Below are 24,994 nucleotides of genomic sequence, written 5' to 3' on the forward strand. Positions count from 1 at the left end.
GCACCATCACGCAGGCTTTTCGGGTTACCGCCCGCAAGGAGGCCCATTATGTACTTACTGGATGCCAAGTGTAAAACGCCTCTCTACCAGCAGCTTTACCAACAATTACGCGCCAAAATTTTAAACGGCGACCTTAGCGCCCAGACTAAACTGCCTTCCAGCCGCCGGCTCTCCAACGAGCTTCAAATCAGCCGCAACACCGTGGACACAGCCTACCAGCAGCTTTTATCCGAAGGTTATATTGTTGGGAAAACCCGCAGCGGTTATTATGTGGAAACCCTTCATAACATAATTTTGCCAAAGCCTATGGAGGCAGAGCCGCCTGCGCTGCCAGTCAATCCCCAATTCAACAGAATAAAATATGATTTCCGGTATGGCAAACTGAGCCCGCGCACCTTTCCGTTCTCCCATTGGCAGAGGTTAACAAACCAATGCCTGCGCCAGGACAAGGAACAGTTGCTAAGCTACAGTTCCTTCATGGGCGAGCCCGAACTACGCCAGGAATTAATAAAATATCTGCGCGACTATCGCGATGTTAAATGCTCTGACGATCAGATCGTGATTACCTCCGGAACCATGCACTGTCTGCTGCTTGCCTGCCAGCTTCTCAGACCTATGACAACAACTATTGCCATGGAAGACCCCGGCTTTGCCGTCGCTTATTCGGCATTTCAACAGAATGGTTTTCAGGTACAGCTCATTCCGTTAAATCACCATGGACTGAATGTAAAAGCGTTACAGGCATCGCCTGCCAAAGCGGTTTATGTAACACCCTCCCATCAGTTTCCCACAGGTCGCATTATGTCAATAACCAGACGACTGCGACTCATAGAATGGGCTTATGAACAGGATGCTTTTATTATCGAAGATGATTATAGCTGCCACCTGCGGTATGATGTGAAGCCGGCGCCGTCGCTGCAGGGGCTGGCTCCCGACAAAGTAATCTATCTGGGCAGTTTTTCAAAAATACTCTCCCCTTCCCTGCGAGTGGCGTATATGGTACTGCCGGCAAGTTTAGCGCTGCGCCTGCAGCAGGAAGCCACATCTCTTGTCTGCCCGGTGCCCTTTATTATCCAAAAACCATTGGCAAGCTTCTTACAGGAAGGTCTCTTTGAGAGTCATCTTAGAAAAATGCTCCGCCATTACAAGAAAAAACGCGATATCCTGCTCCGCGCCCTGCAGGAAAGCTTTGGCGACAAAGTTACTGTTTCCGGTATGAACGCGGGACTGCACGTCCTGCTGCAGCTAAAAGGGATGGCCTCTCCCAATGTCCTGGCGGCAAAGGCCGCTCAGGCAGGCGTATATATCCACACCGACAATTTGTGGGTAGCGTCCGAAGCTCAGCAGATCGCCAGCGTTCTCCTTGGCTTCGGAGCCATAGCGGCCGAGGATATTGAACCGGCAATCCGCCGGTTGCAAGAGGCCTGGTCCGGGCTATAATCCGCTTTTTAAATTTAGGCTTGTTACCGTAGTTTTTGCTTTATCTGACGACTAACCTTCAGATGGGATTAACTCCTCACCTGAAGTTAAGTCTACTTTACGATCCTGCCATTTTGAATTTCCAGCACCATATCTACATCCCGGATGGTATTTAGCCGGTGGGCGATAATAAATGTGGTCCGTCCCTGCATAATAGCCCGCAAGGCGGCCTGAATATGCCCCTCGGTCCGGGTATCAATACTGCTGGTTGCTTCATCCAGAACCAGAATAGAGGGTTCGGCGATAATAACCCTGGCAATGGCTAATAACTGCCGCTGTCCCTGGCTCAGATTACTGCCGTTTTCCATTAATTCCGTTTCATATCCCTGAGGCAGCCGCTCAATAAATCCTGCCGCATTAGCCTTGACGGCTGCCGCCGCCACTTCCTCATCCGATGCCTCCGGCCGTCCGTAACGGATATTATCCCGTATGGTCCCTGAAAATAGGTACGTATCCTGCAAAACAATACCAAAACAACTGCGGACACTGTCCCGGGTATAATCGCGGATATCGCGGCCATCCAGGTAGATCGCCCCGCCGGTCGCGTCATAAAAGCGGGTCAACAGGTTGACAATAGTCGTCTTGCCGGCGCCGGTCGGTCCAATGAGCGCAATACTGCTGCCGGCCTCAGCGGTAAAACTGATATTGTGCAAAACGGGAACGTCTGGCCGGTAGCCGAAGGATACCTTGTCAAAAATCACCTGCCCCCGGGGTCTTTTGAGCGCCACTGCCTGCGGCCGGTCCGGCGGCTCTTCGCCGCTGTCCAAAAGTTCCAGTACCCGTTCTGCGCCGGCAACCCCGGACTGCAGCATATTAAAGGTATTCCCCAAATCATTAAGCGGCCGGATAAACTGGCGGGAGTACCCTAAAAAGCTGGCGATAACCCCCACGGTAATTCCCTGCCGGACGGCCAGGACGCCCCCTACAATGGCAATAGCGGCAAACCCCACATTGTTGATGACATTCATAATCGGCATTAGGAATCCCGACCAAATCTGCGCCTTAAGCCCGACCTGGCATAGCCGCTGATTGATCCTGTTAAATTCGTCAATGGCTTTCGCCTCATGATTATAGGCTTTAATCACTTCGATCCCGGTGATGGTCTCCTCGGCATGAGCATTTAGCCGGCCCAACTGCTCCTGCTGTTCCTTAAACAGCGGTCCGGTCTGCCGGGCAATCCCCCTGGTCAACAGAAATAAGAGCGGTACGGTGACCAGGGCTGCCAGGGTCAAGAGCGGGCTAAGCCCCAGCATCATGACCAGTGAACCGGCAATAGCGATAGACCCGCCCATCAGTTGGCTGGAAGAATGGGAAACAGTCATGCTGACAATATCGATATCGTTGGTAAAACGGCTCATAACTTCGCCATGGCCCTGGGTGTCAAGGCGTACCAGCGGAATTTTCTGCAGCTTGATAAACAGTTCCCGGCGCAGTACAGTCACCAGCCGCTGGGACACCCCCACAATCAGCCAGCCCTGCCCGGCTGCGAACACAGCCGAACCAAGGTAAACCGCCAGTAGCCCAAGGAGCAGTTCTGCCAGTTGCCCGGAATAATCCCCTTGCCCGTAATCAGCCACCCTGTCAACGGCCACACCGACAAGATATGGCCCCGCCAGCGCTAAGGCCCCTTCCAGCAATACCAGGACGAATATTACGGCCAGCTGTCTTTTCTCCTCGCGGAGATAAGCCCCTAGACGGCCAAGCGTTTGCCAAAAGTTCTGCGGCTTGACGTCAGTTTCCTGGTTACGCCGGTTTAAGCCTTTGCCGGTGCGTAACAATCCCCGGTAGGAACCAGGCCGGGGATTGTCCCGCCGGTTTTGCTCTGCCATTAGCATTCCTCCTTGCCGAACTGGGAGTGGCAAATCTCCCGGTATACAGCACAATTAGCCAGCAATTCCCTATGGCTGCCGGTACCAGCAAGTTTGCCGTCATCGAGTACGACAATTTTATCTGCAGTCATCACAGAGGATATCCGCTGGGCTATGATAAAGCAGGTCAACTTTGCCGTATAGTTCTCCAAGGCTTGCCAGATATGAGCCTCGGTGGCAGAGTCTACTGCGCTGGTAGCGTCGTCTAAAATCAGAATATCCGGTTTGCGCACCAGCGCCCTGGCAATAGCCAAACGTTGTTTCTGCCCGCCGGACAAATTTACGCCCCCTTGTCCGATCCGGGTTTCATAACCTTCCGGAAACCCCATAATGAAATCATGAGCCTGGGCTATGCGGGCCGCGGCTTCTATTTCCGCCGGGGTGGCCCCCGCCTTGCCCCAGCGAATATTGTCCAGGATACTGCCGGAAAACAAGAGGGCCCTCTGGGGAACAAACGCCATCTTTTCTCTGAGCAGCCGGGGGCTTAGCAAGCGGATATCCCGTCCGTCCAGTTTAATTGTTCCGGCAGTCGGCTCATACAGCCGGGGAATCAGCTGGACCAGACTGCTCTTCCCCGAACCTGTCGGGCCGATAATACCGACGGTCTCACCGGGAAGACAGGTCAAGGAAATGTTTTCAAGAACCGGTTTTGTCCCCTCGTAAGCAAAATAAACCTTTTCAAAATCAATTCTGCCCTGGCCAAAGACAGATTCCTGCCCGTCTTCGGCTACGTCCTCCGCCATCCCCTGCACCGCCAGCACTTCGCTAATGCGGCCGGCCGAAACCCTGGCCCGGATAAACACATTGAATACCAGGGAAATAACGACCAGGGCAAATAAAATCTGCGTCATATAATTGATGAAGGCAATAATGTGGCCAACCTGCATCTGACCGCTTTGGACCCCATAATTGCCCAGCCACAGGACGGCGACAATTCCCAGGTTCATAGTCAGGGCGATGCTTGGTCCGAAAACAGCCATCCTTCGCAATGCCTTAACAGACCTTTCCTGAAAGCCGACATTGACGGCCTGAAACTTTGTTTGTTCATAAGTAAAGCGGTTAAACGCCCTCACAACCCGGATGCCGGCAACCATCTCCCTCACCGCCTGGTTTAACTTGTCAAGCGCTTCCTGAACGGCCAGAAACATAGGATAGCCTATCCGCATGTTGATAAAAATCAGCAGCCCTACTACCGGTACAACAACGGCCAGCACACTGCTCAGCCGCGGGTTTAAACTGACAGCCATAATCAGGCCGCCAATGCAAAGAATCGGCGCCTTGAGCGAAATCCGCATCATGCCGTTTACAAGCGACTGAATCTGGGTCACATCATTGGTAAGCCTGGTTACCAGTGATGCCCTGTCAAATTTGTCCACCGCCGCCAGAGGCAGCGTCTGTATTTTTCCATATACCTGGCCTCTCAGCTCGGTGCCGACCTGCTGGGAGACCGTGCTGGAAATAATATTGCGGGCAGTTGCCGCCAAGGCTCCTCCGGCTGTTACCAGCAACATGATCCCACCCATCTGCAGTACATAGTCCATATCCCGGCCGGCTACCCCAATATCAATAATACTGGCCATAATGGTCGGTTGCAGCAAATCACACACTGCTTCCAGCGTCACGAACAAAGCTGCGACCAAAAACTGCTTCCAGTATTTTTGCCAATAACTGTACCAATAGTTCATGCCGATACCCCTTAGCGCGAATTGTTCATTATATTATATCACAAGCATTTTAGGCGGCAGATTGCATTACCCTGCGTTGCCAGCATGCTTTTTCCACTTTCTAAGCTTAGTTCTGAAATTTTTAAACGGCGCAACCGAATTTATATGCAGCCACTTCCACATCGGCCAGTGGGCGCTGGTTACCGTCCACTGGCGCACGTTCGGCGTAAAAAGTTCTTCATCACTTAACCCGGAAATCCAAGCACACCACGCTTCGGTACGCTGCTTGAACAACAACCTTAACTGGCTTAGCGAATATCCGCCGTATTCCTCGTAAAAGCGCTGGTAAAGCAGCCCAAGCTGGTTCCATTTGCAGCCGGGCGCCGGCGTAACCACAGTCTTGCCGTTCAATTCATCGTCCTCCCAGCCCATTATAAGAGTTAACCAGCCAAGCTGATAAGCAATCATTTCTTGCGGTGTCCTGTCCACTTCTTTAATACGTAAATTTAATTTTTCTTCCGGGACATCGTCAAACTCTTTATCAAAACGCTCATACGCTGTTTGGATAGCAGCCAGCAGCGCATCTTTACTATCGTATTCCTGCATTGGATCACCTTTTCTCATCTTATGTTTTTCCCAGTATTTACATATATATTATAAACTGGCAGCGTTCAATTTTCCACTTCCGGCCGGGACTCCGCATTTTACTAGCGGTATCGTTATAGCTTGAGAATTAGCAAGAGAGTTACTGTTCAAAACAATATCTGACTAAGTCAATAAATTTACTTGACTTAGTCAGATATTGTTTTTATACTATATTAAAAGTACAGTTCGAGGAGGTACCTGTATGGATACGGCTCAAACAGCTTTACTCCACGCTATTCGCAAATTTAACCGTTTTTATACTAATATTCTTGGGCTTTTGGACCAGCATCTGCTGGACAGCGAATTCTCGCTATCGGAAGCCCGTGTTCTCTATGAGCTTGAACATATGGATGACTGCACTTCTAAAAAACTAATTGAAAAAATAAGCATTGATTCCGGCTATCTAAGCCGAATTATTAAGCGCTTTGAAAAACAAGGCCTGGCTTACCGGACTCAATCTGCGGAGGATGGGCGATTGTATTATCTCCATCTTACAGTTAAAGGCCAGGCTACCCTTGCAGCACTGGAAGAACAGTCAAATCAGCAAGTTAAAAAAATGCTTCTTGAACTACAGGAAGACCGGCAGGAAAAACTTGTGCTGGGTATGGAGCTGATTGAAAACGCGCTGGCAGAGAATCCTGTCTCCGCCAAAGAAATGATTACCATCCGCAGTGAGTTGAAACCGGGCGACATAGGCTGCCTGATACAGTTGCACGGCTCGATATATGCCGCAGAATGCGGCTATAACCATGTATTTGAAGGCTATGTCTGTAAAACCTTTTATGAGTTTTTGGCAAACTACAGCCAGGACAAGGACAGACTCTGGTTTGCGGAAGCAAACGGTAAGATGATTGGCGCTATAGCCATTGTCGGTCACACAGCAACACGGGCTCAATTGCGCTGGTTTATTCTGCACCCCGGGTTTCGGGGATTGGGCCTTGGTAACCAGCTGCTTAGCGAAGTACTCCGCTACAGCAGGGAAAAAGGCTACTGCCACCTGTTTCTGGAGACTACGGATGATCAGCAAACGGCTATTCATATGTATCAAAAAGTTGGTTTCATAAAAACCAAAGAGCGAAAAAATCATACTTGGGGCGTAGAGCATGTCGAACAGACTTATGCGTTAACGCTAACATAACGGATTATTTTTTCATCTCAGCCTTAGTTTTTGTTCAAAGCGATTGAACCAAATATGTGCTAAAACAACAACTTCTTTTTCAAAAGGAAAGCCACGAAATACGAATCAATCGTAGTTCGTGGCTTATTCTATACAGATGATAAGCTTTGCTATGAGTGGTTCAATTCTCACCAAGCGGCACAGCTATCAGCTTGGCAAGGTTGCCGGCATTAGGTTCTTCTTCAAGACAACTTAAATGATTTCCTTTAATCTCCGTCACGGATAATTCGCCCAGGCAGGCTTCCCGCCAAAACTCCAGCGTCATTTCATTGGTATCAGGTAAAATGCTAAATGGCTCAAGCGCCAACAGGAAACGGATATTGCCCATATAGGGCGGCGGTACAAACCGGGCGGCCTTAAAGCTTTGGCGATAGACTTTATACAGTCCCTCCGCCATCTCGATCGGTACTGGCTCCCCGGTGGCTTGTGAAGCGGCAGCGGCATAAGCCGTAAAGCGTTCCCGCCTGCTGAAAGCCGCAAGTCTTTTAAACAGCTCGCCTACCTTATCCAGGCCCTCATCGCCGCCGATTGTGCAGGTAGATCCCTGAGGTATACTTTTGTTGTTAGTTTCGAAGATTTGCAGTAAGCCCCGCACCACATCGCCGGTGTCTACACCGCCAAAGCCCGCCTGCGCCAGCGTAATGTGCAGATTGGGAATAAACAATAACTCCAGCACCAGCTCATCAGCAATGTCAAAAAGCACCGGGTGACTGTCAATCAAAACCAGATCGGCCAGCTCAATGCCTTTCTCAACCAGACGCCTTGCCACTTCAACAGCAACGAAGCCCCCCAGGCTGTAGCCAATGAGCTGCACTTTTTTATGACCACTCGCCATAAGGCACCCGGTGTATTCCTCGGCCAGCTGCTCCACAAGTCCAGCTGGCTCAACTGCGCAATATTTCTCGGCATCCGCTACGGCAATGCCAATGACGGGTCCTATATTCTGCGCTTTAAAATGCTCCAGCAGTAAATGAAAACTATTCATTGTCCCCAGGCCGGCATGGAAGACAACTCTAAGCGGTTCGGTCTCACCCCCGCCGTAAGTAGTAACTACGGCATTGCCTGACCTGATTTGCTCCTCGGATAAAAGAGCAGCCTGGGCAGATCCCGCCTCCTGACTATAAGAACGTATAAAGTCCGCCAGTTCAGCGACAGTTGGCTGGTTGAGCATTTGCCGGAGTAAGGCATCATAAGGAATTTCTCGCTGAGACAGTCCCTCAGCGCATCGGTCACGCAGCTTGCCGGCCACTTGCGCCATAATTAGTGAATCCGCCCCATAGTCATAAAAGCTCTGCTCTCTGCCAATACCGGGGATGCCCAATGCTCCAGCCCATAGCCGGGCCAGCTGCGCTTCCAGTATGTCGGCACTTTTCTCAGGCGTCTGTATGGCAGAATTTTCCATGACAGGTCTGGGCCGCCACTTTGCCAGTTCGCGCCGGTCCAGCTTGCCATTGCCGGTCAGCGGCAGTGCGTCGGCAATCTGCAGGCAGGCGGGAAGCATATGCGGCGGCAGGCGCAGTGCGAGAAACTCTGCCAGTTCCTTTTCACTTACCGCCAGCCTGTCTTCTTTAAAACGCTTGGCAAACAGCTGCACGCCAAGCGAGGATAATCTATGTTCATCTTCGGGCAACGCGATAACCGGTCCATCTCCATATTTTTTCAGGAGTTGCAGCCAGCCGCTTCTGTCCAGATAAGAAAATTCTGTGCGCAAATCATCGCCAGGTTCCGTCATCATAAAGGCCTGCGAAGCCAGTATCCAGGCATGCTCCGTTGTCGGTTCGGTAAAAACCAGCCAGCCGCCAGGGCAAATTAACTCTGTTAACCTGTCCAGACTTGTCGGTATGTCACGTGCGTTTTCCAGTACACCGGCCGCCAGCACAATATCAAAGCTATTAGGCGACAGCCCCTGCTTGCGGTAATCCCCGTCCACATCCAATATTCCAAAGCGCATTCCCGGGTATTGTCCAAAACGGGCTTTTGCCCCGGGAATAAAAAATGCCGCAACATCGGTAAATAGATAATCCACATTAAAGCCAGCGAGGGATGCCAGCACTTTTTCCGTGGTGGCCCCCGTACCGGCGCCAATCTCTAAAATCCGTAACGTTTTACCTGCATGATTGCCGGCAATGCGTTGTAAGAGTGCACAAATACAATGATTGAGATAATTGGCCATGACATGATCGAAATACAAGGACCGTACATGGTCGACCCGCCCCTCGGGAAAGAGCAGGGAAACCGGGTCCTGCTTGCCGCTCAGCAGTTCCGGCAGCTTTGCCGCATTGCTGCGCACATAGTCCGTAAACCCTGTTGAACTGATTTTTCCTGCCCAGGCCGCCTCGGCCGCCCTCCAATACTCGTTTACCAGCGCCGCAGCCGGCTTTTGCGGGCAGCTATAATGCCGGGACGGATATTCGAGCAGCAAGCCGGCTTCGGTCAGCATTGCCAGCCAGCGTCGAACCAGCCAGCGAAACTTAGGTTCTATACCTTCATTTTTCAGGATGTCTTCCTGGGAATGCTGCTTATCATTGGCAAACAGCCCCAGCGTAAGCAGCGCCTGCAGCATTGAGTGCAGCACAGCTATATCGAGGGTCGCCGCCGCCCGGTCGATTTCCTCTTTGCTGAGCCTAGCCGCTTCGGCATCGGCCTGTTTACTAATCCCGGCAGCCAGTCTGGCGAACCCGGCCCTTTCCCCGGCTGTATTCGGCTCTTTTTTCCGGGCTGCCGCCACGACGCCGAATAATGCCTTCTCATCGCCCGTCCCCTCTACCACCACCCCGGCGGCGGCAATGGCGGGGTGTTTTAACAGCGTCGCTTCAATTTCTTCCAGTTCGATCCGGTGTCCCTTGATTTTTACCTGATTATCCTCGCGGCCAAGAAACTCAATTTCACCACCGGGCATATAGCGGCCAAGGTCGCCTGTCCGATACAGCCGCTGGCCATCCGCGGGGTGCGAAAAGAACCGCTTGCGCGTGGTTTCTTCATCCCCCAGGTACCCTTTGGCTAACCCGTGTCCGGTAATATATAGCTCACCGGTAACCCACTCAGGGCAATCCCTGAGTTGTGTATCCAAAACGCGGAATCCCTGGTTGGCCAGCGGCCGGCCGTAGGGAATGCTGCACCAATCGGCTTCAAGGCCTCTGTACCTGTGGTAAATAGACCAGATGGCGGCTTCGGTAGCGCCGCCCAGACTAATTACCTCTACAGCGGGCACGCGTTTGACAAGCCTGTCGGGCAGGGTCAGCGGAATCCAGTCACCGGAAAGCAAAGCCAGCCGCAACGTGGGTAAGCTGATTTTTTGCTCAGAGTGCAAATATGCGGCCAGCATTTGCATCAATGCCGGTACGGAATTCCATACCGTCACTTCATACCGGTTTATCAAATCCGCCCAGTGCGACGGGTCGGTCATTCTTGCGGTACTGGGGTAAACTACCGCGCCGCCCACAGATAAGGGACCGAAAATGTCATAGACAGACAGGTCAAAACTTAGTTGGGCAAGCCCCAGTACTCTGTCGCCCCGGTTGATGCCAAAACGGCGATTCATATCCACAATGGTATTAGCGGCTGCCCGGTGGCTGATAACGACTCCCTTCGGCCGGCCGGTGGAACCCGAGGTATAAATGACATAGGCGGGCAGGTCCGGGTTGCCCTCGGCTATAAGAATATTCCCCTGATAGGGCTGCAAGTTATCCACTGCAATAGTTTTTATTTTGTCCGGCAGCTGCACCGGCGTTGCCGAGCAAGTTAAAGCCAGGCGGACGCCGGCCTGCTCCAGCATTGCCAGGCGCCGCAATTCCGGCTGTTTCCCGTCAATCGGGACATAGACGGCTCCTGCTGACAAAATCCCCAGTACGGCGGCAACCTGATGCACGCCTTTATCCATAACGATGGCTACCCGTTCCTGGGTTGCACAACCTAGCTCTTTTAATTGTGCAGCCACGGCTGCGGCCCGTTGAACCAGTTCCCGGTACGTAACCTGCCCTTCGCTGTCAAAGACGGCGGGAGAATCCGGGGTCGCCGCCGCCTGCGCCAGTACCTGCCGGTGCAATTGCTGCTCCGGCAAGGGTGCCTGCGTAGCGTTAATTTGCTGTCGTTCTGTTAACTGCCGGACAGGCAAGGGTATGGCTTCACTGGCGTCCCAGCCCTCCTCCGTCCTGGCTAACGAACGCAGCAACTCTGCAAAGGCGGCAAACATATCGTCAATCAGCCCGGCAGGGAAAACGCCTTCGCGCACATCCCAGTTGACCTGCAGACCGGTTGCGCTGTCCATAGCCTGACAATCGATCACGACCTGGGGCGTCTGGCTGATTCCGTGTCCGTTGACTTTGCCTGTACGCTGCTTGTCTTGAGCAGGTTCGACAAGGCCGATGGCACTGGTAAACACCACCGGCATCAAGGCCGCATCCCGCCCCCGCCTGCGCGCTACTTCCCGCAGAACCTCCACCCCGGAAAATAAGCGATGGTCCAAATCGCTAAACAGCTGTTTTTGCAATATCCTGGCATGCTCACTGAATGAGTTTCCCGCGCGCCAGTCTACCGCCAGCAAATTGACGGCTGTGAAATCACCGACAATATTGTTGACCTGGGCATGCAGCGGCAGACGGTTCAGCAACGTCAGATTCAGGCAAAAGTTTTTGTTTCGGCTCCATCTCTCAATAACAGCGGCATAAGCAGTCATCACTGCGGTTGTCGGGGTCAAACCCAGCTTTTGCGCGCGTTGCTTGAGCCCCTCCCAGGCCTGATTGTCCATTTGCAGGCAATGACGCCGGAAACGGGGCGCGGCCTCGTTTCCCGGTTGTCTGGCCAGCGGCAGCTCCGGCGCCGGCGGTAAGGTTTCAACCCGGCGGAGCCAATACTCTTTATCCCGGAAAAAAGCCGCAGTCTCCCGCAATCTGTTTTCAGCGAGCAGATAGTCGCGAAAACTTAAAGTAAGTCCAGGCAATTGCCGTTCCGGGTCTTCATACAGTGCTTCAAATTCCGTTAACAACAGCCAGATACTCGCCCAGTCGGCAATAAGAAAATCCATGGAGAAATGCAAAATAGCGTGGTCACGCGTCTGGGTCACGCCAATATCGTATAAAGGCCAGTGGTCAATCTGATATAGGCAATGCCCCATTCCCTCCCGGATTTCGGCGAGCTTCGCATCCGCCTCCTGGTCTTTCCAGCCGCGGGTGTCGGTGTAAGTCACTTGCAGCGGCGGTACGCTCTGCAGAACGCGCTGGTATCCGTTTGGCTCGATTATGGCTCTGAGCATATCATGGCGCAATATGAGCCGGTTCCAGACTTGCTCTGTCCGCTGAGGATCAAGTTCCGGATAGTTTAGTTCCAGGTAAATGTGACAGGCTACGCCGCCATAACCGAATAAATTCTGACGCCCCAGCACATAAGCGGACTGGATAGCCGTGAGCGGAAAAGGCGCAAAGCGGGACTCCGGGGCTAACGCAACCGGCGCCGGTTTGGCTTCCGTCTGCAATAACTCCAGAATCAGCGTTTTATGTTGCTTTAGGAATTGTAAATCACTGTCTTTAATCCTTCCTTTAGGCGCCCGGTACCGCAGTTGCCCCTGCTCGGCCCATAAGGACATTCCCTCGCCGCGCAGGCGCGCCAGCAATTCGGCAGAATTGGCTTTAGTATTTTGTGACATAATTTACACTCCCTTCCGCACTACAAATAGTTTCTGTCCAAGAGGAGCAAGCGGGTGACTTTCAGCAGGCAGCGCCGCAACCGCCTCCGCGCCGGCCCGTCTAAATACCTCCCGCCACTGTTGCACAGACAGAAAGGTGGTTTGCGTGTTTTTCCTGTCGTCCTCAGGGCGGGTCATCATAAAAGCCTGTGAAATCAGCATTTCGGTAAATTCCCGCGTAGGCTCCGTTATTAACAGCCAGCCCCCCGGGACGAGACTCTCGATAAGATCTTGTATTACTTTATCCGTGTCCCGGGCATTGTTAAGCATGCCTGCTGCAATCACAATATCTATACTTTCGGGTTTTACACCCTGCCCGCCAAGTTTTTTGTCAATATCAACAACCTGAAAGCGCATCCAGGGGCACTCCCGGAAACGTCCCCGGGCTTCCGCCAGAAAAAAATGGGAGATGTCCGTAAACAAGTACTCCGGGTTAAGTCGTTGGGAAATAGTGTCTTTTAACCTGTGCACCACCGCCTCGGTAGTTGCCCCGGTACCTGCGCCGATTTCCAGGATGCGCAGGCAGGTTTCCGCCGGCGAATTTGCTGAAGTCTGCTTCCCGGCGGCAATGCGAATGACCGCTTCTCCCACCGACTTGTTCAGATACCGCGCCATTACAGTGTCACGGTAGAGGGCATTGGCGACATCCATACGGCCTTCGGGAAACAAGAGCAGGGCCGCCTGCTGTTTGTCGCTGATTAGTTGCGGGAGCTGTTCGGCGTTGGTTATAAGGTAGTCGATGATTTTCCGGGAACCCAGCTTGCCGTTCCAGGCTTCTTTTACCAGCTCCCAGTATTGCTGTACCCGGGCCTCTGTTATCAAATCAGGGCCGAGAAAACCGCTCCCGCTTTTTTTAAGATACCCGCGTTCTGCAAGTGTCTGCAGCCAGCGTACTATCAAGTGTTCATGACGCGGCGCCGCCTCTAAGGCAGCTATAATTTCAGCCACGCTGTATTCGCGTCCCGCTACTGTCAGCGTTCCCTGCAGCTGCAAGGCAAACAGCATGGAATACAAAGCGGCCTCATCCAGCCGGTTAACACATGTCTTCACTTGCCCGGCGTCAAGGCCCTGAAGCTCCTCTTCGGCATACTCCGTGCAGGCAAAAACGTCACTTTCCGGCTTTGGCGGCAATACCGGGCTGGAATACTCCGCACGATCATCTACACTATTTGCAGCCGCCTGCAGAATATTGACCGGCAATGGCTGATGGCTGCGGTTTGGCCGCAAGACCGGATAGCCCAGCGCATTGGTCAAATCCTGCCACTGGCGGGAACATAAAAGTTCCTGTTGCGCTCTTGTATCATTGGCCGCTTTTTTTTCAATCATTGCTCTCATTGCGGCCAGATCCCGCCCGATGGCTTCCGGCCACTGCTGCATAAGAATTTCCTTATAGCTGGCGCTAACTGCCGGCCCCAGTATGTGTGCACTGTTTTCCAGTAACGATCCGGGCGTCGCAGTGGCAAGTCCGCCGGGAATGTCATTTTGGTCCGGAATGTGCAATCGGGGCTGCCAGATTACAGGGCCATGCGTAGCGGTCAAGGATAAGCTGCCGCCCTCCACACCAATCGTTATACGGTGCAGCAAATGCAGGTGGTTGTCCGCATCCGCCGGGTCGACTTCATTGTGGGCTCTCAGGGTGATGGGGATATTCCCCAGCCTGCCGGACAAGACTTGAAACGGCCCCTCCTCCTTAATTACATGGCCGATCTTCCAGGGACGAATGGCTGGCAAGGCCTCTAGCAGAATATGCATCAGCGGGAAAGAAACCTGTGTTGCGCAGGCTGCATCAAGGTAAAGCGCATTTTGCCGTGCCAGCATAACCCGGGCGCAGGCGATAAACCGTCGTACGGCAGGCAAATGTACATATAAGTTCCCGGTCCGGAAAAATACGTCGTTTTGCCGGGCCGCTCGCAGACAAGCGGCCAAATCCCGGTGATGGACCGGCTGTTCCTCAATCACATGAATTCCGCGGTTCAACAGTTTTAGCGATAACTCGGTACCGTCGCCGCCCATAACTCCCGACCGCACTACCACACAGGCAAGGTCGATGTCCCCGGGAAGCTGGTCGAGCGTTGTGTATAGCTTTACCCCGTAGCGCTCTGCGCATTTTTCCGAGCGCTCACTGCCGTTTGCCAGCAACCCTGCCAGCTCAAACTGTCCCGGCAGGGCTTGCAAGGCTTCCATGTAGAACTGTCCAAAGCGTGAACCGCATACCACGGTCCGCAGCCTAGTTTTTCCGGTCATATTTCACCCTCTTCCGTCACTTCTGGAAAAATGTATAGGTAAGACCAATATTCTGCTCGGCTAGTACCTTCATCAATTCAGTAACGCGTATGCCTTCGGCCGCAAAGAAACATCCGGGCCTTTCCCGGTTGTCCCCGGCAAGGACTCTGGCAACATTGGCTGCAACAGTACCGGATAAGGTATTCCAGTCGTGGTTAGTGAGGAGGTTTGCAGCCAATCGCAAATATTTACCGTTTTTGTAGCCACCGGCCAGCAGGTGAAGCATGGTAAAATCGTTCGCTGCCTCTTTATTGCCAGCGTATTGTTCGGTTAAAAGCTTCGCCGACGCTCGTTTCTGTTCTTCGGTTTTATATTGCTCCAGTGCCTTAATCATCATAAATTGGTTCAGTACCGACCTGTTGGGGTATGTGTTGTAAAAGTAAGCCGCTGTGATTTTATAGCGTTCTGCCATTTGCTTAAATTCCCGGTGCAAAATCGGATAGGTGTCAACTTTACCGGCAGGACCGGGCAGTGTATAGCTGCTATGGAATGCCCCCGCAATTTTGCGGGCTTCCCCCTTTAAGCAGAAGTGCATTCCTAAGCCGGTATCTTCTTCGATACTAGAGACAATGTCGTAGGCCGCATTCAGAGAGAAACCGCCTTGGCCGGCAAAAAATACTTCCAGCAAATCCATTTCATCAAAATAGGTTTCTGCAACATAGGCAGGGACTAGCTCAGACAAACCGGGGTATACCCCTGCCGAGACAATCATCCGCAGTTTTTTCGCTTCTATTTCCGGCTTTCTTGTCAGCAATTGCCTATAGAGCGATTCATCGCCGGAAACATCGACATAATGAACACACTGGTCGATGGCTGCCGACGCAACCCTGTCTTTAATTTGTTTGGCAGGTCCCGCACAATTTACGAGAATATCGCATTTGCTGCAAAAGTCGGCCAGCAACTCCCCATTATAAATATCTACCGGCAAACACTCGCCTTTTGACTCTATCTCCGGAAAAAATTGACGGAGTTTCTCCGGTTCACGTCCGCCCAGCATAATGTTGTGGCCAGGGAGGGCGAGAAGCGTTCTGGCCGCTTCTCTGCCTACATAGCCTGTGGCTCCCAGTATGCCGATGGTTCTTTCAGCCGAATTCATAAAGCTATATCAGCCCCTCCTCATATAGTTCCGCCAGTTCTTCTTCCGCCTGCGAGGCTTGCGCCTCCACTACCGGCGCAAGCAGTTCAATGCTGGGCGTCTCGAAAAGATTCTGCAGGGATAATTCCACCTGATACCGCTCTTTCAGCATATTGATGCACTGTATGGCCCGCAAAGAATCTCCGCCCAATTCAAAGAAGCCGTCGTGAATTCCCACCTCTTGACAACCAAGCACTGTTTTCCAGACATTTGCTAGTTTGATTTGCGTCTCAGTGGCCGGCGCAACGTGTGTCCTCTTCGGCAAGATCACGTTTTCCCCGCCGAGCCCGGCAAGCGCTTTCCGGTCTACTTTTCCATTGGCGGAAAGAGGCAGCTCATCCAGCAGTACATAGGTTGCCGGCACCATATAGTCAGGCAGCTTCCGCCGCAGGGCCGCCGACAGATTGTCAGGCTGGAATACCCTGACCGTAAGCGGCGCCTGCGCTACCAGCAAGTGCTGGCCGAATACCGCTTCGCCAGGCCCGCTTTCCGGCAAAGCCATAACCTTGGCGAAGCCTGTCTTAACTAAAGCCTTGCGCCATTTTTCCACTGTAAGTAAGGGCAGCCGGTCGGTTTTCCGCTCATCTTCCAGGTGGCTGAAGCCATCCTCGAAAAAACCAACGGTAGTCAGCAGCAAACGCCGGTTACGGGTTGCTTCGACGAAGAGCAGCAAGCCGCCGGGTACCAGCATTTCCTGCAAGAAAGCCATTGTCGCTTCCAGATTCCTGCTGCGGTGCAGCGTATTGTCCGCAACAATCACCTCAAAAGAATGCCGTTCGTAGCCTTGCCGGAATGGTGTTTTATTCATATCGAGCAGACCGTATGCCAGGGGAGCCTCTGCTCCCAGTTTCTGCCGTACCCGGTCTGTAAAGAACGAGGACTCGTCGGTATAAAGGTACTTGCCGCGCCCTGCAGGCAAAAGCGACAGAAGGTCGGCGGTCAGACTTCCCGCCCGCGTGCCGATTTCCAGCACCCGCACTTCTTTATCCGGCGGATAAGAATCCACAAGGGTGCTGAATACCTCGCGGGCCAGGCCGCGATAATACTCCCGGGCAAAGTTAAACTGACTTAAGATTGCAGGTGCCGGAAAAGAATCTTCCCTGAGCAGAAGTTCCCGTGAATCAAGGGCGCCTTGCAGCAGTTCCAGGCAGGCAGAACTGCCTGCTTTAAAAAAGCGGCAAAGTTCCTGTGACGCTTTCGCTGCATTGACAAACGCAGGTAAAGCATCCTGAGGAGCGGGATCAGGCCATTTTGTCTTAAGGGAACGCCGGCGCCGGTAAATACCTGCTTCGTTCCTTAGCAGCACATCCTCCTCGACAAGTACATTCAGCCAGTGCAGCAGCAGCGACTGATAACGGGACTGCAGCTTAAACCGGCTCATCAGTTCATCAATGGCATAGGCTTCGGCGTCGTCCGCAAAAATCCCCAGGTCAGCTAATGTATTGCCCATAAAAGCGCAGCTTAGACGATCTGCATAATCCAGGAAAATCGCAGTCGCCTCAATATCGGCGACAGCCGGAACCTGCGCCGCCTGCAGTTGGCCCGCTGTCCGGATTGTCAGCCAGCGCGATGCACTGCCGACGGCATCTGCGTGTTCGGTCGAGAGCAGTTCTGTTTCCTTTTCCCGGTCAAGCACCACATAGCCGACCAGGTGCTTCTCCCCGCGCGCCTCACCGGTTACGGCAACTAACGCATCTCTTATCCCGTCATGCCGCTTCAGTGCTGCTTCGATTTCGCCCAGTTCAATGCGATGGCCCCTGATTTTTACCTGGGAGTCTTCCCGCCCCAGGAATTCTATATTGCCGTCAGGCAAATAACGTCCTAAATCGCCAGTGCAATAGAGACGTTCTCCGGTACGGGGATGACGGATAAACTTTTCGCCGGTCCTGGCCGCATCCTGCCAGTAGCCCCTGGCCAGACCAATACCGCCGATATAAAGCTGGCCCGGCACCCAGACAGGACAATCCACCATTAGTTCGTTAAGCACATAATAGCGCTGATTGACCATCGGCCGGCCATAGGGAATACTTTTCCAGCCATGGTCAACTGCACTGATGGGATACAGGTTAGACCAAATCGACGCCTCGGTAGCCCCTCCCAGGCCGACTACCTGAACACCGTGAAAATGAGACTTAATTTTGTCCGGCAAATCCAAAGGTATCCAGTCACCGCTGAGCAACACCAGCCGCAAGGATTGCGGCATTGCTTCCCCCCTGCCGGCGGCGTATTCCAAAAGCATCTGCATCAATGCCGGGACTGTGTTCCACACCGTGACCCGCTCTTGCTGCATCAATTCCAGCCAATGGGCCGGATCTTTGGCTTTATCAGGCTCAGGCATGATGATGGTTGCCCCGGCTGCCAGCATACCGAAAATATCGTAAACAGACAGATCGAAATTCAAATTGGACAACGCCAGTACCCTATCTTCCGGCCCCACGGCAAAACGCCTGTTTATATCCTGGATGGTGTTGACGGCCCCCCGGTGGTCGATCATAACCCCCTTGGGAACTCCCGTCGACCCCGAGGTGTAAATAACATAGGCCAAATCTTCCGCTTTCCCGGCAGCTGCCGGCAGATCGAGCGGGCTATCCCCGGCCGGCAGCTGATCAACAAGCAACCGCTCAACGCCCGCGGGCCAGTTAAGTTCCGCTTCCAGCCGGGACTGAGTGAGAGCCAGGCTGATATTTCCGTCACGCAAAAGCTGCCAGCGCCGCTCTTCAGGATTGGCCGGATCTATCGGCAAGTAGGCAGCGCCGGACTTAAGAATTCCGAGTACCGCCACAACCTGCTCCCAGCCTTTTTCCATTACCACGGCAACCAGTGTATTGGGCAGCGCCCCCCTGGACTGCAGAAGATTCCTCACCGTCCGGGCACGGCCAGCCAGTTCCGCATAGGTCAATGTATGTCCGGAAGAAACTACCGCCGGCCAGGCCGCTTGCCGGTCAGCCTGCTTTGCAAACAGGTTGACAAGCGTTTCCGGTGCAACAGGCGCTTCCGTCCGGTTGGCCTCGATTCTTTTTTCCAGCCGGGGAACTGAAACAAGGCTGGGCGTGGTCTCCCGCCACGCCGTTTCCTCATCGGCCAGGCGCTCGAGGAGAGTAAAATAGGCTGTAAACATGTCAGCCAGCAAGCCCTCCGGGAAAAGCCCTGCTACCGCATCCCAAATCAGGAGCAGTTCTCCATCCTGTTCCACGACTTGATGATCCAGCCATACTTGCGGCGTTTGGGTAATGTTATAGACGAGTTTCCCCAGCCATTTTTCACCGGTGCCGTCACCGCTCCACTGGTCGACTCCCAGCGCGCTCGTGAAGACAACCGGCATTGCCAGCCCTTGATGGTCGCCGCTTCTTTTCGCTAATTCGCGCTGTACCTCTACACCGCCGACATAGGAATGATCCAGATCCTGCCAGAGCTGCTGCTGCAAATTCCGCCCCCGTTCGTGAAAGGTTTTACCTGTTGAATTATCCACCGCCAGCAAGGTCAGTGAGGTGAAATCACCGATGATCGCATTCACCTCCGGGTGCAGGGGCAGCCGGTTAAATTGCGTCAGGTTGATGGTAAAGCGGGGGGACTTGCTCCAAACACCGAGCACTTCAGCATACGCAGTTAATAAGAGGCCGGAGGGCGTCAGTCCCGCCTCCGCCGCCCGCCGCTTGAGTTCTTGCCAGCTTTTGCGGCTTAGTCTGGTATCCAAACGGCTAAACCGTTGCTCGGCAACAGAACCAGGATCTTGCGCCAGCGGCAATTCCGGCGCCGGCGGCAGGGCAGGCAGGCGGTTAAACCAATATTCCCGGGCGCGTTGATACAGATCGGATTCTTTAAGCCGTTCCAGAGCCAGAACATAATCGCGGAAGGACAAGTCAATAGCAGCCAGCGGCGCAGCCGGCTCACGATAGAGCCGCGTCCATTCGCTGAGAAGATGAAACATGCCCCAGCCGTCAAAAAATAAATTATCGAAGCTAATGTGGAGGCGAACGCAGTTTTCACCGAAAAGGGAGGCCCGCACATCAAACAAGGGCCACTTGTCGGCGGCAAGCACTTGGTGAGACATTTCCTCCCGGATATGGCTTAGCCCCGCCCGGGCAGTTTCCGGATCTTTCCCCCGCAAATCCAGGACCCTGATTTGATAGGGAGGAACCTGCGCCAAAATCTTCTGCTGCTGACCGTCGGCCAAAATCACCGCCCGCATCATGCCGTGATGATCAATCAGGCGCTGCCAGGCCTGGTTGAGCCGCTCAATATCCAAATCAGTTCCTTCGATCTCAAAATAGCAATGGGTGGCTACGTTTCCCAAAGAATAGACGCCGCTGCGGCCAACCCAGTAGGCTTGCTGAATGTCGGTCAGAGGAAATGGCAGGTGCTGCTGTCCGGGAGCCGGCACGATTTGCGGCAGGCTGGCGGCAGCCGGATTGTCGGCCTGTTTTCCCATAAGCGCCTGAATTCGTTCAGCCTGCTGAGCGATGGTTGGTTCGGCAAATATACTCCCCAAGGCCAGCTCAACAGCCAGCTTTTCACGGACCATGGCGCTCAGCTTGGTGGCAAGTAAAGAATCACCGCCCAGTTGAAAAAAATTGTCGGCAGTATCGATCTGCTCAATTCCCAGAAGCTGGCACCAGATAGCTGCAAGCGATTTTTCGGCCGGCGTCCGCGGCGCGGTAAAAGTTTTTTCCGGGTGCGCCTGTTTAACGGCAGCCGGTGCGGGCAATGCCTGCCGGTTTACCTTGCCGTTAGCAGTAAGCGGCAGTTCGTTCATAGGCAGCCAGACGGCAGGAACCATGTATTCCGGCAGCTTTTGGCGTAAAAATCCCGACAAAGCCTCCGGATTGAAGCGTTTTACATTCAGCGGCGCCTGTGCTGCCAGGACATGCTGACCGAAAATATTCGCCGGCTGGCCCGGCTCAGGGAAAACGGCAACATCGGCAAATTGACGGGACTTAAAAATGCGCTGCCATTTTTCTACGGAAAGAAGCGGGGATTGCTCTGCCTGTCTTTCATCTTCAAAGCGGGTAAAGCCTTCTTCAAGAAAGCCCGTGCTGATCTGCTGCAGACGGCTGTTGCGGGTCATTTCCAGCAGCAGCAGCAAACCGCCGGGGGCCAGCAGGGATTCAACATGCGACAGGCTGTCGCCGATATTGCGCGCCCGGTGGAAAGAGTTCGCCGCGATAATTACATCATAACGGTGCGCTTCAAAGCCCTGTGCCTGTGGATTCCGGTCTATATCCAGCAATTGATATCGAACAAACGGATACTGTTTGAATTTGTTCTTGGCGGTAAGGATAAAGAAGGGCGAAGGATCGGTGCAGGTGTAGACTGCCGCATCAGGCCTGAGTAAAGACAACACAGACTGGGTTAGCTGGTTGCACCGGGCCCCTATTTCCAGCACCCGTAACGGTTCGGTTCCGGCTGAGTGCCGGACGACGGCGTCCACAACCTTACCGGCAATGCTGTTTGCGGACGCCACACCGGGAAGGGATTGCCTGAGATCGTCAGGCGACAGGCAAAGTTCTTCGGCGAAGAAAAGCGCCAGGGGGTCAATAACGCCTTGCAACAGGCCGGCATTGTAGCTGCCAAGCCGCTCTAAATATTGAGAAAGATCACGGGTGTGTTTTTCCCAGGCCGGGTAGGTCCTGCTTTCCTTTACCGTTGCAGACAGTTCCGCCGGTAAAGCCCGGGTGCTGACAAAGGCGCCGCTTTCCTCCCGCTTTAATAATCCTTCCCCCGTCAGGATCTCAAGCCACTGTTTTACTAGCGGCCGGTAACGGGGTTGAATTCCGCAATGCTGCAGCAAACGTTCCGTGGTATATCTCTCGCCGGCGTTACGAAAAGCGCCGGCGTTTGTCAGGGCGCGGCAAATGTAATAAATACTCACCTGCTCCATGTACTCCCAAAATACGGGGAAGTCTTTGGGTTTGATCTCCTTGGGCAGTACCTGCCCGGCCTGCTCGCGGCCCGCATGCACGGCAACGGTCCAAAGCGCTTCGTTTGTTTCCGGGCCGGTGTTTTCGGCCACTAAAAGCGATTGGTTGTCCTGATCCAAAACCACATAGCCCACCAGCTGCCTATTCCCCCGCGGATCACCCGCTGCCGTGACCACAGCCTCACGTACACCCGGATGCAGCTTCAAGGCCGTTTCAATCTCGCCCAGTTCAATACGGTGGCCTCTGATTTTGACCTGAAAATCCTTCCGGCCCAAAAATTCAATATTCCCGTCCGGCCAATATCTTCCCAGGTCGCCGGTCCGATACCACCGCGAACCCTGCCAATTAACAAAGCGCTCCGCCGTAAGTCCGGGATCTCCCCGATAGCCCAGCGCGACGCCGGCCCCGCCAATCCACAGCTCGCCGGCTACCCAGTCGGGGCAATCCCGGCCCGCGCCGTCCACTACGCGATATGCCTGGCGGGCCAACGGGCGGCCATAAGGAATGGAAATCCACTCCGCAGGCAACGGTAAGGCAACATCAAAGTAATTGGACCAGATGGAAGCCTCGGTGGCGCCCCCCATGGCAACCAGGCGGCAATGCTCCGCAGCATTTTTCAGCCGCGCCGGCAAATCCAGGCCTATCCAGTCACCGGACAGCATTACCAGGCGCAGCGGCAAGTTATTTCGCTGCTCACTTTCGGCTGTTATCAGCAGCATGTCAAGCAAAACCGGCACTGAATTCCAGATGGTGACCTGATATTTATCCAGCAGCTGTAACCACCGGGCGGCATCACGGCGTGTATCTTCCGTAAGCAGCGCAAGCGAGCCGCCTACGCTCAGCAGACCGAATATGTCATAGACGGAAAGATCGAAATCCAGGGCGGAGACCGCCAGAATCCGGTCGTCTGCGCCTACTTGATAGCGCCGGTTGATGTCGGCAATAGTATTCCATGCTCCATAATGGCTAATTTCCACCCCTTTGGGTTCGCCGGTGGAGCCGGAAGTAAATATGATGTAGGCCAAACGCTGCGGCGATATTTCAACAGGAGCCGCCAGAGGGGCTGTGTCCCTGGCGACGGCGATGTCAAGTACGGCGGTATCGTCAGGCCAATCCAGGGTTTGTTCCCGTTCATAATCGGTAAGTACGCAGCGAATTGCCGCTTTTTTATGAATACTGGCGCGGCGGGCAAAAGGCTGCCCGATACTGACCGGCACATAGCAAGCCCCTATCGCCAATATGCCCAGCACGGCGGCAATTTGGCCGATTCCCCGCGGCAGGGTGACGGCGACAGGCTCGCCCGCTTTGACACCCTGTTCCTGGAGGAATGCCGCCACCCGCAATGCGTACCGGGCTAGTTCGCCATAAGAAACATATGTATTGGAGCCACTCTCGACCAGGGCGGTTGCCTGCGGGTTCAGCGCAGCAAGCTCAAAAAACGGGGTGTGCAGGCATTGGTCTGACTGCACACCGGGCAACGCACCGCCCCCGGCCGGCCTTTGCTGCGCCAGGCCGGGTAACATATCCGGCGACGCCTGCCAGTCGCTCTTATCCGCCACCAACCAGTCAATAAGCCGGATATACGCGGCAAACATCTGATCAACCAGCCCGGCAGGAAACAGTTGCTCAACGGCATCCCAGGCCAACAACAGGCCGCCATCCATTTCATAAGTCTGAAAATCAAGCCAAACCTGCGGCGTTTGTGAGATCATATAGGCGAGGTTGCCCAACGTTTCGCGGCACTCCGCATTTATGAGCGGCGTACCCAAATTGCACGCGAAAACAACGGGCGCTAAATCGCGCTCTCCCTGGCGGACACGCGCCATATCACGCTGCAGTTGTATACCGGAATAAGCCGCATTGGCCACATCCTCATGAAACTGCGCCTGTATGCTCCGTACCCGCTCCAGAAATACTTGCGGGGTAGAGCAGTCGACAGTGAGTAAAAGTAAGTTTGTAAAATCGGCAACAACGTCTTCAATGCCGGGTTCCCCGGTTTGACGGTCAAATAATGGTATATTAATGAGGAACCGTGAATTCGTACTCCAGCGGTCAAGCACTTCGGCATAAGCGGTCAGCAGCACCATGGCCGGCGTGACCTGATAGGCTGCGGCGCGCTTTTGCAGCCGCTGCCAGTCCTCACTGCTTACAAAATAGCTTCTTCTTTTAAAAACCGGCGACTTGATGTTGGCCGGCTGTTCCCTGAGCGGTAATTCAGGAGCCGCCGGCAGGGTCGCCAGCCGCTGCTGCCAATAGGCAGCAGCCTTTTTTTGTTCGGCAGCGTGAATGGGGGCCGCCTGTTTTAAATATTCGGCAAAGCTCCAGTTGAGCGGCGCCGCCGGCCGGCAGCCGCGGGCATAGGCGGCGGCCAGGTCCCGCAGAATAATTTGCAGGCTTTGCACATCAGCGACCAGTAAATCAATATCAAGGTGAATACGGGTATGCCCTGCCGGCAGCAGGCTGAGCTCAAGACCGGCAACTTCGCCCTGCTCCACGGCTAAACAGCGATGGGATAACCGGTCGCGTATCCGCATTAATTCGTGGTTAGCTTCACCCTCCGGATACAGACGCAAGTCATGAACGACTAGTGTGTTGCTAATAGGAGCATGCCGCACTTCCTGCCGCCCGTCAGCCAGAAATTCCGCCCGCAGCATGAAATGATGCGTCAGCAATTGTTCCCAGGCTGCTTTCAGGCGGGCAGGCTCGACATTCTCACCATCTATTTCCAAATAGGCGTGGCAGCCAACGCCGCCAAGCGGCTGGTCGTCGCGCCGCCCGATCCAGTAGGCATATTGAACGTCGGTAAGCGGAAAGGGCTCATGTACCGCAGCCTGTCCGGCAGGCGGTTTTACATACGCAGTGGGCGGAGGCGCCGTACTGTCTTTTCTGAGTAAAGCCCACCAGTCCCGCAGCCGGGGAGCGGCTATCAGCTCCGCAAACGTAACCGCCGCTCCTCCCCGCCGCCACTTGTTCACCATTCTCATAATCCGTAAGGAATCCAAACCGAGTTCGATCAGGTTATGATCCTCACCAAACTCCACAGGCGCGGGCAGCATGGCCTTGATCTCCAGCCTTACTTCTTCATAGCTCAATGGAGAAGTTTTTTTGCTATTTGACTGATTGTTCATCACAACAACTCCTCTCC

The 24,994-nt window shown here is 53.9% G+C and carries 9 protein-coding genes; 2 read left to right on the forward strand and 7 right to left on the reverse strand.

Going from position 1 to position 24,994, the window contains the following annotated elements; translation table 11 throughout:
- Positions 1–48: 48 nt before the first annotated feature.
- Positions 49–1,440, forward strand: coding sequence for a PLP-dependent aminotransferase family protein (locus SATMO3_RS26235; protein ID WP_371373256.1), 1,392 nt, complete (start codon positions 49–51; stop codon positions 1,438–1,440).
- A 92-nt stretch (positions 1,441–1,532) separates the two neighbouring features.
- Here the strand turns inward: SATMO3_RS26235 and SATMO3_RS26240 are convergent, their stop codons facing one another.
- The 3 genes from SATMO3_RS26240 to SATMO3_RS26250 form a co-directional block, all read right to left on the reverse strand.
- A complete protein-coding gene (locus tag SATMO3_RS26240; protein ID WP_371373259.1) occupies positions 1,533–3,308 on the reverse strand; it encodes an ABC transporter ATP-binding protein in 1,776 nt (591 codons plus the stop codon).
- Complete coding sequence (locus SATMO3_RS26245) at positions 3,308–5,032, reverse strand: ABC transporter ATP-binding protein (RefSeq protein WP_371373262.1); 1,725 nt, start codon at positions 5,030–5,032, stop codon at positions 3,308–3,310. Before SATMO3_RS26245 ends, SATMO3_RS26240 begins: the two co-directional genes overlap by 1 nt.
- 66 nt (positions 5,033–5,098) lie before the next feature.
- Positions 5,099–5,635 carry a ClbS/DfsB family four-helix bundle protein gene (locus tag SATMO3_RS26250; RefSeq protein ID WP_371373265.1) on the reverse strand — a complete coding sequence of 179 codons (537 nt, stop codon included), beginning with the start codon at positions 5,633–5,635 and terminating at the stop codon, positions 5,099–5,101.
- 223 nt (positions 5,636–5,858) lie between these two features.
- On the opposite strand from SATMO3_RS26250, the gene SATMO3_RS26255 reads away from it, so the two are divergent.
- The gene (locus SATMO3_RS26255; protein ID WP_371373267.1) at positions 5,859–6,794 is read left to right on the forward strand and encodes a GNAT family N-acetyltransferase; all 936 of its coding nucleotides are present in this window, start codon (positions 5,859–5,861) and stop codon (positions 6,792–6,794) included.
- 160 nt (positions 6,795–6,954) lie between these two features.
- Here SATMO3_RS26255 and SATMO3_RS26260 read toward each other — a convergent pair whose 3' ends face one another.
- From SATMO3_RS26260 to SATMO3_RS26275, 4 genes are read right to left on the reverse strand one after another with little or no spacing between them, the layout of a single operon-like run.
- Complete coding sequence (locus SATMO3_RS26260; RefSeq protein ID WP_371373270.1) at positions 6,955–12,474, reverse strand: amino acid adenylation domain-containing protein; 5,520 nt, start codon at positions 12,472–12,474, stop codon at positions 6,955–6,957.
- Positions 12,475–12,477: 3 nt separating this feature from the next.
- Positions 12,478–14,757 (reverse strand): Gfo/Idh/MocA family oxidoreductase, encoded by a 2,280-nt coding sequence (locus SATMO3_RS26265; protein WP_371373272.1) that lies wholly within the window; start codon positions 14,755–14,757, stop codon positions 12,478–12,480.
- A 16-nt stretch (positions 14,758–14,773) separates the two neighbouring features.
- Complete coding sequence (locus SATMO3_RS26270) at positions 14,774–15,892, reverse strand: saccharopine dehydrogenase NADP-binding domain-containing protein (protein ID WP_371373275.1); 1,119 nt, start codon at positions 15,890–15,892, stop codon at positions 14,774–14,776.
- A 4-nt stretch (positions 15,893–15,896) separates the two neighbouring features.
- Positions 15,897–24,977: an amino acid adenylation domain-containing protein gene (locus SATMO3_RS26275; protein ID WP_371373278.1), complete on the reverse strand. Its 9,081-nt coding sequence runs from the start codon at positions 24,975–24,977 to the stop codon at positions 15,897–15,899.
- Positions 24,978–24,994: the final 17 nt, after the last annotated feature.

This window comes from Sporomusa aerivorans, assembly GCF_041428895.1.
GTDB lineage: Bacteria > Bacillota > Negativicutes > Sporomusales > Sporomusaceae > Sporomusa > Sporomusa aerivorans.

Excerpts from the sequence above, each read along its gene's own strand:
- SATMO3_RS26235 (WP_371373256.1), top strand. The coding sequence starts at position 49 with ATGTACTTACTGGATGCCAAGTGTAAAACGCCTCTCTACCAGCAGCTT.
- SATMO3_RS26240 (WP_371373259.1), bottom strand. The coding sequence starts at position 3,308 with ATGGCAGAGCAAAACCGGCGGGACAATCCCCGGCCTGGTTCCTACCGG.
- SATMO3_RS26245 (WP_371373262.1), bottom strand. The coding sequence starts at position 5,032 with ATGAACTATTGGTACAGTTATTGGCAAAAATACTGGAAGCAGTTTTTG.
- SATMO3_RS26250 (WP_371373265.1), bottom strand. The coding sequence starts at position 5,635 with ATGAGAAAAGGTGATCCAATGCAGGAATACGATAGTAAAGATGCGCTG.
- SATMO3_RS26255 (WP_371373267.1), top strand. The coding sequence starts at position 5,859 with ATGGATACGGCTCAAACAGCTTTACTCCACGCTATTCGCAAATTTAAC.
- SATMO3_RS26260 (WP_371373270.1), bottom strand. The coding sequence starts at position 12,474 with ATGTCACAAAATACTAAAGCCAATTCTGCCGAATTGCTGGCGCGCCTG.
- SATMO3_RS26265 (WP_371373272.1), bottom strand. The coding sequence starts at position 14,757 with ATGACCGGAAAAACTAGGCTGCGGACCGTGGTATGCGGTTCACGCTTT.
- SATMO3_RS26270 (WP_371373275.1), bottom strand. The coding sequence starts at position 15,892 with ATGAATTCGGCTGAAAGAACCATCGGCATACTGGGAGCCACAGGCTAT.
- SATMO3_RS26275 (WP_371373278.1), bottom strand. The coding sequence starts at position 24,977 with ATGAACAATCAGTCAAATAGCAAAAAAACTTCTCCATTGAGCTATGAA.